The 13,670-nt window shown below is 36.6% G+C and carries 12 protein-coding genes; 5 read left to right on the plus strand and 7 right to left on the minus strand.

Translation table 11 applies throughout. The features are described from left to right. Nucleotides 1-137 precede the first annotated feature (137 nt). Nucleotides 138-614, plus strand: coding sequence for a nuclear transport factor 2 family protein (locus ACQ33O_RS09160; RefSeq protein WP_430995270.1), 477 nt, complete (start codon nucleotides 138-140; stop codon nucleotides 612-614). Between the two features lie 153 nt (nucleotides 615-767). Here the strand turns inward: ACQ33O_RS09160 and pyk are convergent, their stop codons facing one another. Further along, nucleotides 768-2,258: a pyruvate kinase gene (pyk, locus tag ACQ33O_RS09165; RefSeq protein WP_430995271.1), complete on the minus strand. Its 1,491-nt coding sequence runs from the start codon at nucleotides 2,256-2,258 to the stop codon at nucleotides 768-770. Nucleotides 2,259-2,298: 40 nt separating this feature from the next. Beyond that, complete coding sequence (pfkA, locus tag ACQ33O_RS09170; RefSeq protein ID WP_430995272.1) at nucleotides 2,299-3,285, minus strand: 6-phosphofructokinase; 987 nt, start codon at nucleotides 3,283-3,285, stop codon at nucleotides 2,299-2,301. A gap of 225 nt (nucleotides 3,286-3,510) precedes the next feature. Between pfkA and ACQ33O_RS09175 the strand changes: the two genes are divergently transcribed. Beyond that, entirely contained in the window at nucleotides 3,511-4,248 is a 738-nt protein-coding gene (locus tag ACQ33O_RS09175; RefSeq protein ID WP_430995273.1) for a hypothetical protein, read from the plus strand. 4 nt (nucleotides 4,249-4,252) lie between these two features. Here the strand turns inward: ACQ33O_RS09175 and ACQ33O_RS09180 are convergent, their stop codons facing one another. The 3 genes from ACQ33O_RS09180 to ACQ33O_RS09190 form a co-directional block, all read right to left on the minus strand. Then, a complete protein-coding gene (locus tag ACQ33O_RS09180) occupies nucleotides 4,253-4,780 on the minus strand; it encodes a hypothetical protein (RefSeq protein ID WP_430995274.1) in 528 nt (175 codons plus the stop codon). 118 nt (nucleotides 4,781-4,898) lie between these two features. After that, nucleotides 4,899-6,809, minus strand: a complete 1,911-nt coding sequence (gene argS, locus ACQ33O_RS09185; protein ID WP_430995275.1) for an arginine--tRNA ligase — start codon at nucleotides 6,807-6,809, stop codon at nucleotides 4,899-4,901. A 61-nt stretch (nucleotides 6,810-6,870) separates the two neighbouring features. Beyond that, nucleotides 6,871-8,538: a DUF4139 domain-containing protein gene (locus tag ACQ33O_RS09190; RefSeq protein WP_430995276.1), complete on the minus strand. Its 1,668-nt coding sequence runs from the start codon at nucleotides 8,536-8,538 to the stop codon at nucleotides 6,871-6,873. Nucleotides 8,539-8,692: 154 nt separating this feature from the next. On the opposite strand from ACQ33O_RS09190, the gene ACQ33O_RS09195 reads away from it, so the two are divergent. From ACQ33O_RS09195 to dnaK, 3 genes are all read left to right on the plus strand, one after another. Next, nucleotides 8,693-10,318, plus strand: a complete 1,626-nt coding sequence (locus tag ACQ33O_RS09195; RefSeq protein WP_430995277.1) for an ABC-F family ATP-binding cassette domain-containing protein — start codon at nucleotides 8,693-8,695, stop codon at nucleotides 10,316-10,318. 97 nt (nucleotides 10,319-10,415) lie between these two features. After that, complete coding sequence (locus ACQ33O_RS09200) at nucleotides 10,416-10,895, plus strand: GtrA family protein (protein WP_430995278.1); 480 nt, start codon at nucleotides 10,416-10,418, stop codon at nucleotides 10,893-10,895. A 251-nt stretch (nucleotides 10,896-11,146) separates the two neighbouring features. Then, the gene (gene dnaK / locus ACQ33O_RS09205; protein WP_430995279.1) at nucleotides 11,147-13,060 is read left to right on the plus strand and encodes a molecular chaperone DnaK; all 1,914 of its coding nucleotides are present in this window, start codon (nucleotides 11,147-11,149) and stop codon (nucleotides 13,058-13,060) included. A 67-nt stretch (nucleotides 13,061-13,127) separates the two neighbouring features. Here dnaK and ACQ33O_RS09210 read toward each other — a convergent pair whose 3' ends face one another. After that, nucleotides 13,128-13,328 carry a hypothetical protein gene (locus ACQ33O_RS09210; RefSeq protein ID WP_430995280.1) on the minus strand — a complete coding sequence of 67 codons (201 nt, stop codon included), beginning with the start codon at nucleotides 13,326-13,328 and terminating at the stop codon, nucleotides 13,128-13,130. A gap of 112 nt (nucleotides 13,329-13,440) precedes the next feature. Then, the gene (locus tag ACQ33O_RS09215) at nucleotides 13,441-13,668 is read right to left on the minus strand and encodes a hypothetical protein (RefSeq protein WP_430995281.1); all 228 of its coding nucleotides are present in this window, start codon (nucleotides 13,666-13,668) and stop codon (nucleotides 13,441-13,443) included. Nucleotides 13,669-13,670 lie beyond the last annotated feature (2 nt).

The following is a 13,670-nucleotide window of genomic DNA, read 5'->3' on the forward strand; positions in this document are numbered from 1 at the left end:
TATAAATATATAACAAGCAAGATAAAACGGTAGTCGTTATTGGAAATACAGTTTATAAAATTTACTTCATTTAAAGATATACAACTATATTAGCGTCCCTTTTGCCGGACATAATATTCATTTCAAATTAAGATCATATGCTTACCAATATACAGCTGGTAGAAAAATTTTATACAGCTTTTCAAAAATTAGATGCGGAAGCAATGAATAGTTGTTATAGTGATGACATCGTTTTCTTTGACCCTGTATTCGGATTACTGAGGCAGTATGAAGTGAAATGTATGTGGGAAATGCTCTGTAAGCATGCAAAGGATTTTTCGCTGACATTTGATAATATTACAGAATTGGATAATGAATATGCTACCTGTGATTGGGTGGCTACTTATACTTTTTCAAAGACCGGTAGAAGGGTAGTGAACAGGATAAAAGCTAATATGCGTTTTGCAGATGGCAAGATCATAGAGCACAGTGATGCTTTCAGTCTGCATAAATGGAGTAAGCAGGCATTAGGACTTAGTGGAACGCTTTTTGGGTGGAATTCTTTTTTTCAAAACAAGATAAAGAACGGCGCTAAACGCAATTTATTGAAGTATATGCAAGGCAAGGATATTTGATCAGATAATGGTAATTATAGCATTAAAATACTATTGCCGCAATAATTTTAGCTTTATACCGTTAATAGTAGAGAATATTTTAGTAATAAAAAAAGGGCTTTCATTTCTATGAACGGGCCCCTTTTTTTTTGTGTATACGTTAACTAGCAGAAATTAATCTACTTGGGTGACTTTCAACATGTTAGTAGGTAAATGGTCTTGAATTGGCGTACTGCCTGTATTTACCACAATATCTCCTTTCTTAATAAATCCTCTTTCTTTAAGAATATTTATCTGATCGAAAAAGATATCATCCAATGTAATTTCTTCATCATAAAAAATAGCCCTTACGCCCCAGCTTAAACTAAGTTGATTAATGAGTGTACGTTCTTTACTGAAAATATATAAGGGGGCTTTTGGTCGGTAACTACTCAACATAAAACCGGTGTATCCGCTTTGTGTCATACCAATTAGTGCATTGGCCTGAAGATCTTTTGCAAGGTTACAGGCACTATCGCATAAAGCATCGCTAAGGAAAGAAGGTGAATGTGGCTGAGGAGCTAATACATCATCTCTGTCGTAATCGTAAGCATTGCGTTCAACTTCCATAATGATTTTACTCATTGTTTCTACTACAAGGGTAGGGTAGCTGCCCGTTGCGGTTTCACCACTTAACATTACAGCATCGGCACCTTCCAGAACAGCGTTTGCAACGTCGGTTACCTCACTTCTGTTTGGTTTTGTACGATCAAGCATACTCTCCATCATTTGTGTTGCCACAATAACGGGCTTTGCTCTGTGCATACATTTTAAGATTAGATCTTTTTGTATCAGCGGAACCTGTTCAATAGGTACTTCTACACCAAGATCACCACGTGCAATCATCACACCGTCACTTTCAATAATAATATCCCTGATATTCTTTAAAGCTTCAGGCATTTCTATTTTAGCGATTGTTTTGATCTTACTGTTCTTGCTTTGAATACGTTTTTTAAGATCGATGATATCAATTGCTTTTCTTACGAATGAAAGTGCTACCCAATCTAGGTTTTGCTCGATGATGAAATCAAGATCTGCAATGTCTTTTTCTGTAAGTGATGGTTGGGATAAAGCAGAGTCAGGTAGATTAACTCCTTTTTTAGGAGTAAGTACTCCGCCCAATGTAACAGAAACTTTTACCTCTGTATTGCTTACGATCTCCTCAACTTTTACTTCCATTTTTCCATCATCCAAAAAAATACGTTCGCCAACTTTTACATCTGTTGAAAGCATTGGGTACGATACATAGATCCTGTCTTTTGTACCTACCATTTTTTCTGTAGTGAAAATAAATGTGTTGCCAGAAACCAAATCAATTTTGCCGTTTTCTAATTCGCCTACTCTTAATTTTGGTCCTTGAAGATCTCCCAGAATGGCGATGTTATAAGGTTCGTTTTTATTGATCAATCTGATCCAATCTATTACCTGTTTTTTATCCTCATGTGAACCATGAGAAAAATTAAGCCGGAATACATTGACTCCGGCTTTTACTAATTCCAATAATTTATCGTAGCTGCTGCATGCAGGTCCAACTGTTGCAACAATTTTAGTACGTTTTTGCGAATGTGCAATACCCGCCTGTTTATCCATCTGCTGGTGCAGGTATTTACTGATGTGCTTACTCATGAATTTCGTTTATGGTTGATCGTTAGTATTTTGGTTTGTTTTATGATGCAAGAATTTTGACGATCTTCATCCACTCGTCGCTAACTCTTGTTTTTAGTTTTGCCGCTTTTTCAAAAGGGGTATGATTGATGCGGTTTTCTTTGATACCGATCATGATATTGATATTTCCATTGATGAGGCATTCAACTGCGTGGTAACCCATGCGGCTGGCAATCACCCTGTCTATACAGGTAGGAGAGCCGCCTCTTTGTATATGACCGAGCACACAAATACGTGTGTCCATATCCGGTAAATGTTTTTGAATGATCTTGTTTACGCCTTCGGCTCCACCAAATTCATCACCCTCTGCAACAACAATTAGGTTAACTAATTTTTTACGTTTTTCCTTTTCTTTCAATCCCATGATCATGGCATCGATATCAGTTTTACGTTCGGGGATAAGAATGTTTTCGGCACCTGTAGCGATACCGCTGTGCAATGCTATGAAGCCGGCATCTCTACCCATTACCTCAATGATGAACATCCTGTCGTGAGCATCCATCGTATCACGTATTTTATCAATGGCTTCAACTGCTGTATTTACTGCCGTATCAAAGCCAATAGTAAAATCGGTTCCAACAATATCTCTGTCGATCGTTCCGGGAATACCAACACTTGGAATATCAAATTCTTCGTGGAATTTTTTGCCACCTCTAAAAGAGCCGTCTCCACCAATGATCACCAGACCATTGATACCACGAGCTTTAAGGTGTTCGTATGCTTTTTTGCGGCCTTCGTATTCAAAGAATTCTTTACATCTTGCGGTCTTTAAAATAGTGCCGCCTCGTTGTATGATGTTGGCAACACTTTTGTTGTCCATTTTAAAGATATCATCATCAATTAAACCCTGATATCCCCTCATGATTCCAAAAACCTCCAATCCGTAATAATTACCTGTACGTACTACCGCCCTAATTGCTGCATTCATGCCAGGAGAGTCGCCGCCAGAAGTCATTACCCCTATTTTTGTTATTTTTCTTACTGCCATTTGATTCAATGTTAAAATTCGGTCAATCAATTTGTTATTACAAATTTCTCAATGCAAACGTTATCGGTGTGTCAAAAATACACATTTTAGTCTAAATAATTTAATATGAAGTTTTAAATCAATATGATAATAAAAGCTTAATTCTAGCTTTTTTATCTGAAATACCCAACAGTACTGATTGCAATGCATGCTGAAATAAATAGATTCGTACATAAAAATTATTTTATGCGGTATAAATTACTGTTACTTCTATCATTGGTTTGTAAAATAGGGATGACGCAGAATGAAAGTTCGTTTGCAATGGCCTTTCCGATCACTGATTATATTACTCCACTGGGAGATTCCATACAACTTGTTCAGGTGCTTATGCCTGATGGTTTATCTGTAAAGGAAAAATCTCTTGGTATCCTGAAGCCTAAAAGGGTATCTGGTGATACTGATACTATTGATATAGGGAGTGGAAGATGTAATTTGATCAAGGGTGATTATTATTATTACACGATCAAACCGGCAAAAAAATCAAGGCTTCCAAAAGAGGGAGATCTTTTATATACAATGATAGAATTGCCGGGGTTGTATAATGGAATTTTATACAAAGTGGCCAGGCATGCTATTACTTTTTCAAAAATTGACGAAACGCCATTGTTGAGCCTAAATGATGTGTTATTTATTGCTAATAAAACCGCAGAAGATAGCACAATCGGTTTGCTTGTAGATGAAGTGAAGTATACCGGCAATACAATGATCGCTCAAAATGATAATCAGGATATGGTAATAGAAAAGGGGACTTATAAGGACAAAAAGCTTTTTGCTACCATGGTAAACATAAAACAAGCCGATGTAGTTGATTGTTTGGAATACATCATTGCTAGGCCTTCTTTATATGCAGGCTATAACTGGAAATTTTCCGAAGTATTTGCTACATGGATGTCGGAGGGAGCCCCAACGGTGATAAAAGAATGATTGGTTAAATGAGGTCTTTCTTTTTGAGGTAAGAAAATATTATTCCTGATATCTGACTGCCAAGCTTTGAGGCACTTTCGTCACGGTCTATTCCAATGGAGATTTCGGCAATTTTTTCGCCTGAATTTTTTTGTACCAGAATGTACATTTGTTTGCTAAGTGTTGGATTATTCAATTCATCTGTAACATACTGATCTTTTATAGGAAAAATAGTGAGTTGATAGTCGAGGTTGGTTTCTTTGAAGCCGTTTCTTACAACATCTTCATTTGTATCTGCATTAATAACATATTGGTTGCTTTTTATTTTCTTGTCTGAAAGGGATGATTGAAGTCTCTCTACGATACTGAGGTAGGTAGGTTTATCAGCCTCGGGGCTCATTGCTACAATAGCCAGATTTGTGATTTTTTCTTTCGGTAGAAAAACGGCTTCATGTATTATATAGGTAGCTTTTGAAATAGCCTGTGAGCTAAGGCATGAACTAAGTTGCAACAAAATGATACCGCTAAGGATAAGAGTTGAGATCTGTTTCATAAAAAAGGTTTGTTTCGAAAAGAGAATTCTCTAAGATAAAAATAATTGCCTTTAATGTCAAATCTTTAAAACTAAATAATTCCTAATTAGTGCGATGGGCTCAATTTGTACAATACAATTACATTCTTTCCGGCACTTTAATGCCCAATAACTCCATGCCGCTTTTTAAAACATTACTGACCATAACAGATAACTGTAAACGAAGTTGCTTTTTGTCGTCACTCTCTGCGTTGGCAATGGAATGCTCTGTATAAAACGAATTGAATGTCTTAGCCAGATTAAAGAGATAATTTGCAATGACAGACGGGTTGTATTCTTTGCAGGCATCTTCAATAGTAGTAGGGTATTGTTCGAGTGACACAATGAGCTCTTTTTCTAATTGTAGTAATGGTCCATGGTCTTTGGTCCATTGTCCATGGTCTATGGTATTCTTCCTTAGAATACTTTTGATCCTTGCATGTGTGTATTGTATGAATGGCCCCGTAAAGCCATGGAAATCGATGCTTTCCTGTGGATTAAATACCATTGTTTTTTTAGGGTCGACTCTTAGCAAATAAAATTTCATTGCACCTAAACCGAGTGTGTTGTATAGTTCTTTTAGTTCTTCAGGTGTAAAGTCTTTTACTTTGCCAAGCTCTTCGGTATGTTGTTGAGATGTAGTGATCATTTCTTCAACAATATCATCTGCATCTACAACAGTACCTTCACGACTCTTCATTTTACCGGTAGTTAATTCAACCATGCCGTAACTAAGGTGGTAGATATTTTCTGCATTCGGTATTCCCAATTTCTGACAGATCAATTGCAATACCTTCATGTGGTAATTCTGTTCATTACCAATCACATAAATATTGTAATCAATGTTGTATTCTTCATATTTCTGTAAAGCAAGACCAATGTCTTGGGTTATGTAAACAGAAGTGCCGTCTTTTCTTTGCACTAATTTTTCATCCAAACCTTCTGCTGTCAGATCGATCCAGATACTGCCATCTTCTTTTTTGAAAAATACTTTTTTATCGAGCCCTTGTTGAACAATATCTTTTCCTAATAAATAGGTATTGCTTTCATAATAAGTTTTATCAAAATCACTACCGATTGCTTTGTAAGTAATATCAAATCCGGCATATACCCAGCCATTCATTTTCTTCCATAGTTCAATTACTTCAGGTTTACCATCTTCCCAATCAAAAAGCATTTGTTTTGCAGCTTTCATTATTTCTGTAGCCCCTCTTCTAATATCATTTATTTCATCATTGACCTTAATGATCTTTTCGTTATTCTTATTTGCATCTTCACTCTTAAGTTTATCGCATATCGCATTTAATTCTTTCGCCTTGCTTTCTTCCTGCGTAGAGTAATGTGAAAAATCTCCGGCAGCTTCATTTGATTTTAATTCTGATGCTTGTTTCTTTAATTCGTTTTCAAACATCACATAATAATCACCAACTAAATGATCTCCTTTTATACCTGTGCTTTCAGGAGTGGCGCCATTGGCAAACAATTGCCATGCGATCATACTTTTACAAATATGAATACCTCTGTCGTTTACAATACAACTCTTTACAACATCATATCCATTGGCTTTTAAAATTTCAGCAACACTCCATCCTAAAAAGTTATTTCTTAAATGACCAAGATGCAAAGGTTTGTTGGTATTGGGAGAGGAGTATTCAACCATTACTCTTTTGCCATTGCTTTCTTTTTTTCCGTAGCTGGCACTCGTATAGTTTTTTTGCAATAATGAGGTCCAGTAATTATCTGCAACAGTGAGGTTTAAAAAACCTTTGATGATATTGAATTTTGTAAACGTGTCAGAAAAATTTGAAGTAAGATGTTCTCCCAAACTATTGCCGATCGTATCCGGAGATAATTTCAGTGATTTAACCAAAGAAAATAATACAACGGTATAATCCCCTTCAAACTCAGGCTTGGTTTGATTTATCTGAAAATCCTTTTCTGTAAATGATTGGTTGTATAAGCTTGATAAGCTTTCTATCACACTTTTCTGTAGTTGCGTTACTATTGACATGCTGCAAAAGTAAGGCTAGTTTTTTGTATTAAAAAAGCCTCCTGCTAAGGAGGCTTTTCGTTTATAAGTTAGCTACTTTCTTATCCTTCGGATATTTAACCGTGTAACTAAATCTTACTTTTTTGCTTTCGCCGGGTTTTAATTCTAGTTTCCATGTAAGTACACCAAGATCTTTATTTACCATTGCGCCACCGTCATCGTCCAATTTAATTTCAAGTTCTTTGTCCGTGGTTAAAGGGAATTGATCTTTAAGTAATAAGTCTACTGTAGTCAACTTATTGTTTTTAACAGTGATCTCGTAAGTGAATGATTGCTTTGTGGTATTACCATTTGTTTTAGTAGTTGTTAATGTTTTAATAGTATTACGTTTAATGGCAACCCTTCTGTCTCTTCCCAATGATAAATTCAATGTATCGGCTGTACTGTTAGGGTCGATATATGATTTGCCCAGATAAGTATTATCCATGATGATATTGGCTGTACCCGGTAACAGATCCAAGTTTTGCCAGTCTGCTACTTCGGCTAATAAATATGCATCTTTATCCAGTTTTGGAACAGCATAGTTTTTCAGGATCGCATTGATCTTTTCATCTTTGATCGTTACGGCATGAATCTGGCCGTCACATTCAATGTCATAAGGTAGGTCAATTTCAAAATTAGTATTAAGTTGACCTTCTTTTAAAGTCATATATTCCTGTATTGAACTTGGTTCAACATATTGATCTGCTGTAGGTTTATAGTCACTCAGTTTTTTGTCGTCGTTATATGTAGATTGAATACTATTACGAACATCTTTTCTTGCGGATCCATATCCTGTAACGATCGTTTCGGCATATAATTGCGGCACATATAATTGAAGATACCATGCGCTTAGTATTGGAGCCACACCACCAAGACTGGGACTGCCGGTGCTTAATGTCAGCTTGGTTTGTTTCCAGTCAATGCCGGTTGATTGTGTTACAGAAGCTTTATACACTAATTTTATTTCATTTGTTTTCGAATTTACACGAACATCATACAATGGCGTCCATCCTGCACTGTTAGTGAAATAACTTAATGATACAGGTATCTCTCCGCTATTTTTACAAATAACCTGCATGATCAATTGTCCATAAGGTTTTTCTGCTTTTACAGGAGATTTTGACGCTTCGGTAATTCTCTTATTGAAGTCCGCAATTTTATTGTAATAATCTGTTTCGGTTTCACGAAGGTTAAATATGTTCGTTTTTGCTTTTTCGATCTTAGCATTATAAGCGTTTACTAATTTTAATGCATCGTCGGCACTGATCTTATTGTTATCATTATTCTCAATAACAGCTTCTATCAATTTACCTGTTTTCTCAAGTGTTTGTTCTTCTATCATGATCAGGTTGCTGTTCCGTTTTAATAACTTGTTGATCGCAGCAATGCTGTCCTGCAATATTTTTACTGCCGGGTTTGTAACAAAAGGTACAGTAGGGTAGATCACACTAAATTTTTGCGACAGCAAGGCTACATTCTCAGGTACACTAATCTGTAAACTATTTATATCAACAGTTGTACTGAGTTTACTTACAACAATTTGTTTTATGTTGCTATTTACGTTCACTTTGGTTTCGTGTGTGAGTTCGGCTCCATACCCGAAATATACTGTTGCGGCAGTCAGTTTAGCATCAACTTTTGCTGTGTCTTGTGCATTTGCTGCAAGGCTGCAGGCCGCTATCAATGCAATAAATAAGATTTTTTTCATAATTGTAGTTGCTTTTTGATGTTGATGCAAGATTAAAATGAATTACATAAGACTATGGGTGCAACTGTGTGAAATGCCGCTTTTACTATGCAGAATCAGATTTGCGTTTAATTATCTGCCACTTTTGATTACCTTTGCACACTTTTTAACAGTTATGATAAGCGTAAATAATGTCACGTTAGCCTACGGTAAAAGGGTTTTGTTCGACGAAGTAAACATCAGTTTTACAAAAGGTAATTGCTATGGTGTGATCGGAGCAAACGGAGCCGGTAAATCTACCTTCCTTAAAATTTTGAGTGGTGAAATTGAAGCCAATAAGGGGACTGTAAGTATTAGTCCCGGCGAACGTATGGCGGTGTTGAAACAGAACCATTTTGAGTTTGATGAATTATCTGTTTTACATACAGTGATGATGGGGCATAAGAAAATGTGGGATCTGATGATCGAAAAAGATGCCATCTATCTGAAAGAAGATTTCAGCGAAGCAGATGGTATGAGAGCAGGGGAGTTAGAGCATGAATTTGGTGAAATGGGTGGATATACAGCAGAAAGTGATGCGGCTCAACTTTTAAATCAATTGGGTGTAAAGGAAGAATTACATCAATTATTGATGAAAGAAATCGGCGGTAACATTAAAGTAAGAGTGTTGTTGGCACAAGCTTTATTCGGAAATCCGGATATTCTTTTACTGGATGAACCTACAAATAACCTGGACGTAGAAACGATCAGCTGGTTGGAAAATTTCCTGGCCGATTACGAGAATATTGTTTTGGTGGTGAGTCATGATCGTCACTTTTTAGATGCTGTATGTACGCATGTAGCAGACGTTGATAAGCAAAAGATCAAGATCTATACAGGTAACTATACTTTCTGGTATGAGAGTTCTCAATTAGCGGCAAGACAAGCAACTGATAAGAACAAGAAGATGGAAGAGAAGAAGAAAGATCTTTTGGAGTTTATTGCCCGTTTCAGTGCGAATGCAAGTAAAAGTAAGCAAGCTACTTCCCGTAAAAAGGCCTTGGATAAATTGGTGTTTGAAGATATTACTCCAAGCAGTAGAAAATATCCGGGTATTATTTTCAAACCGGAAAGAGAAGTGGGTAACCAGATCTTAATGGTAGAAAAATTGTCTAAAACCCTTGATGGACGTGTTCTTTTTAAAGATGTGAATTTTGATGTAGTAAAAGGTCAAAAGATCGCTTTTCTTAGTCGAGATCATGTTGCATTAACTTCTTTTTTCGAGATCATCAATGGAAAAATGAAGGCCGATTCAGGTACATACGAATGGGGGACTACTATAACTAGTGCTTATCTACCTAACGATAATACAGAATTCTTTACAGGTTCATTAAACCTCATGGATTGGCTGCGTCAATTCGTACCGCCACATGTTACCGATGTTGATGAAGATTTCTTACGTGGATTCTTAGGTAAGATGTTGTTTAGTGGTGATGAAATATTGAAGAAAACAAATGTATTAAGTGGTGGAGAAAAAGTGCGTTGTATGGTGAGCAAGATGATGTTGCAGAATCCGAATGTTGTAATTTTGGATGAACCGACAAACCACTTGGATCTTGAAAGCATCACTGCATTTAATGATGGCATGATCACTTTCCCGGGTATTGTTTTGTTCACAACACATGATCATCAATTCATGCAAACAGTGGCAGACAGAATTATTGAGATCACCCCTAAAGGTATCATTGACAGATTGATGACCTATGATGAGTATCTTGAGGATGAGAGAGTGAAAGCTTTAAAAGAGGAGTACTATAGTTAGTTTATAGTCGATAGTCCATAGACAATGGTTAATAATCAATAGTCTGAATTATAAAGTGGCTACCATGGACCATCGTCTATGGACCATGGACAGCACAATGAAAAATAGAATAGTATCATTCATCGATTTTTTTTATCCGATCTTTAAAAGGATAATGCCGTTACAAACATTTCGGTATGCAGCCTGTGGCGGCTTTAATCTGGTAGTGAACTTTGCATGTTTTACAATTCTGTATCACTTTTTTGTCGAAAAATATAAGATCGTTCATCTGGGCTTTTATACATTTGAATCGTATAGTCTGGCACTTTTTATTGCAGGGGTACTTTCTTTTTTTCTAGGATTCTTCTTAAACAAATACATTGTTTTTGAAGAATCGAACCTCAAAGGCAGGATACAGTTGTTCCGATATTTTGTGTCATTTTCTTCCAGCCTTTTCATCAACTATCTGCTGTTGAAATATTTTGTAAAAGAATTCAATATTTATCCTGTATTGGGCCAGCTATTGGTAACTGTTATCGTTGTAACCATTAGCTACATCACTCAAAGGAAATATACTTTTAAAGTAAAGAACCCGTAAGCTTAGGGCGGAAAGACACGAGCCGCAAGCTACAAAAGGGCAAGAATAAAATTTATTAGACTTATCCGTTGTGGCTTGAAGCTTGTAGCTGACTGTTCAAAATAGTTCCCAATCCTAAATTTCGTGTCAGAAAATAGCCTCATTTTCAGTCAAATTCGCCTTATCCACACTCAATTCTGCCATTTTTTCACCTGTGTCAGCTATGGCATAATCATTGACAATCAAAACTGAACAAAAAACACATTAAAATCATGGGAAAAATTATAGGCATCGACTTAGGAACAACCAATAGCTGCGTAGCGGTTATGGAGGGTAACGAACCTACAGTTATTGCAAACGACGAAGGAAGACGCACCACACCGTCGGTAGTAGCATTTTTGAAGAATGGAGAACGTAAAGTGGGGGATCCTGCTAAACGTCAGGCTATTACCAATCCGGCTAACACGATCATGAGTGTTAAGCGTTATATGGGACACAAATGGAATGAAGTGACAGATGATGTAAGCCATACAAGTTACAAAGTTGTAAAAGGCGATAATGATACGGTACGTATCGATATCGAAGGCAGATTATATACCCCACAAGAGATCTCTGCAATGATTCTTCAGAAAATGAAAAAAACTGCAGAGGAATATCTTGGTCAGGAAGTAAGCGAAGCAGTTATTACTGTTCCTGCTTATTTCAATGATGCACAACGTCAAGCTACAAAAGAAGCCGGTGAAATTGCAGGGCTGAATGTTAGACGTATCATCAACGAACCAACTGCTGCAGCATTGGCTTACGGATTGGATAAAAAACATCAAGATCAAAAAATTGCTGTATTCGATTTAGGTGGTGGTACATTCGACGTATCTATCCTTGAATTGGGTGATGGCGTTTTTGAAGTAAAATCTACTAACGGTGATACACACTTGGGTGGTGATGACTTTGATAAAGTGATCATGGACTGGTTGGCTGATGAATTCAAAAAAGATGAAGCGATTGATCTTCGTAAAGATCCGATGGCTTGGCAGCGTTTAAAAGAATCTGCTGAAAAGGCTAAAGTAGAGTTATCATCTTCTTCAGAAACAGAAATCAATCTCCCATACATCACTGCAGTTGATGGTGTTCCTAAGCACTTGGTGAAGAAATTGACAAGAGCAAATTTTGAAAAATTAGCCGATACATTATTTGAAAGATGCTTGAAGCCATGTGAACTGGCATTGAAAGATGCAGGTTTAAGCATTTCTCAAATCGATGAAGTGATATTGGTAGGAGGTAGTACACGTATTCCTAAAGTACAGGAGATCGTTGAAAAATTCTTCGGTAAAAAACCTAACAAAGGTGTTAACCCCGATGAAGTAGTTGCAATCGGTGCTTGTATTCAAGGTGGTGTATTAACAGGGGAAGTAAAAGATGTATTGTTGTTAGATGTTACGCCTTTGAGTTTGGGTATTGAAACAATGGGTGGTGTAATGACAAGATTGATCGAATCTAACACAACCATTCCTACAAAAAAATCGGAAGTATTCTCTACAGCAAGCGATAACCAACCGGGTGTACAAATTCATGTATTACAAGGTGAAAGACCAATGGCAGGACAAAACAAAAGTCTTGGTATGTTTAACTTAGATGGTATTCCACCAGCACCTAGAGGTGTACCGCAAGTAGAAGTTACTTTTGATATTGATGCTAACGGTATCTTACACGTTACAGCAAAAGATAAAGGAACCGGAAAATCACATAACATTCGTATTGAAGCAGGTAGTGGCTTAAGCAAAGAAGAAATTGAAAAAATGAAAGCTGATGCTAAAGCAAACGAAGAAAGCGATAAAGCAGAAAAAGAAAAAGTAGAAAAAATTAACCAGGCCGATAGTTTGATTTTCCAAACAGAAAAACAAATTAAAGAATATGGCGATAAGATCTCTGCTGAGAAAAAGGCACCGATCGAAGCAGCTTTGGAAAAATTAAAAGAAGCGCACAAATCACAAGACTTAGCAGCCATTGATACCGCTGTTGCTGAAATGAACGCTGCATGGACTGCTGCAAGTGAAGAAATTTACAAAGCACAGGCAGAAGGTGGAGCAGGAGCACAACAACCGCAAGGTGATGCAGGCGCTCAACCACAAAATGATGGTAAAACGGATGACCATGTAGAGGATGTGCAGTTTGAAGAGGTGAAATAAGGTAGCGAGAATTAAATAAAAAAGCCGTTCCAAAAGGAACGGCTTTTTTATTACGATTTTACAAGGATTAATAAAACACTTCTCCCGCTCTGAAGTATACTATATTAAAATTTTTATTCAAGACTACGGTATAATCAATGCCATACATGTTATCAAAATATCCATTAGATGTAACAGAGGCATGAACATAATACTTATCGGCGTTTTTTACAACAGGGTAAAAGAATAGGCTGCACATGTGTGGTTCTAACTCAATTGGGCTTTCCAAAAATGTAAGTTTCCAACTTCTTTTTAAATGGATATCTATTTTGTTAGAATCAGAAATGTTTTTCGAAAAGGTTCTGGTAAAAAAAGGGTTTTGAAGAACGAGATTATATGCATCATCTCGATAAGACTTTCCAAAAAAAAATACAGGCAACAGTTTTCAGTTCATTTTTCTTTAACGCTTTTAAATATTCATAATCGGCTGTATCCATATGTATGGCAATTGCAGCAATTACCGAATCGTATATTCGAGCCTCCATTATAGAGTCTTTTAATTGGGTAGTTTGTGATACAGCACATCTTGATAATAGCACCAAAAACAAAACAAAATAAAGTCGTCTCATTA

This window comes from Ferruginibacter sp. SUN002 (assembly GCF_050611725.1).
GTDB lineage: Bacteria > Bacteroidota > Bacteroidia > Chitinophagales > Chitinophagaceae > Ferruginibacter.

Coding starts and splice junctions, on each gene's coding strand:
- ACQ33O_RS09160 (WP_430995270.1), top strand. CDS start 138: ATGCTTACCAATATACAGCTGGTAGAAAAATTTTATACAGCTTTTCAA.
- pyk (WP_430995271.1), bottom strand. CDS start 2,258: ATGAGTAAGCACATCAGTAAATACCTGCACCAGCAGATGGATAAACAG.
- pfkA (WP_430995272.1), bottom strand. CDS start 3,285: ATGGCAGTAAGAAAAATAACAAAAATAGGGGTAATGACTTCTGGCGGC.
- ACQ33O_RS09175 (WP_430995273.1), top strand. CDS start 3,511: ATGCGGTATAAATTACTGTTACTTCTATCATTGGTTTGTAAAATAGGG.
- ACQ33O_RS09180 (WP_430995274.1), bottom strand. CDS start 4,780: ATGAAACAGATCTCAACTCTTATCCTTAGCGGTATCATTTTGTTGCAA.
- argS (WP_430995275.1), bottom strand. CDS start 6,809: ATGTCAATAGTAACGCAACTACAGAAAAGTGTGATAGAAAGCTTATCA.
- ACQ33O_RS09190 (WP_430995276.1), bottom strand. CDS start 8,538: ATGAAAAAAATCTTATTTATTGCATTGATAGCGGCCTGCAGCCTTGCA.
- ACQ33O_RS09195 (WP_430995277.1), top strand. CDS start 8,693: ATGATAAGCGTAAATAATGTCACGTTAGCCTACGGTAAAAGGGTTTTG.
- ACQ33O_RS09200 (WP_430995278.1), top strand. CDS start 10,416: ATGAAAAATAGAATAGTATCATTCATCGATTTTTTTTATCCGATCTTT.
- dnaK (WP_430995279.1), top strand. CDS start 11,147: ATGGGAAAAATTATAGGCATCGACTTAGGAACAACCAATAGCTGCGTA.
- ACQ33O_RS09215 (WP_430995281.1), bottom strand. CDS start 13,668: ATGAGACGACTTTATTTTGTTTTGTTTTTGGTGCTATTATCAAGATGT.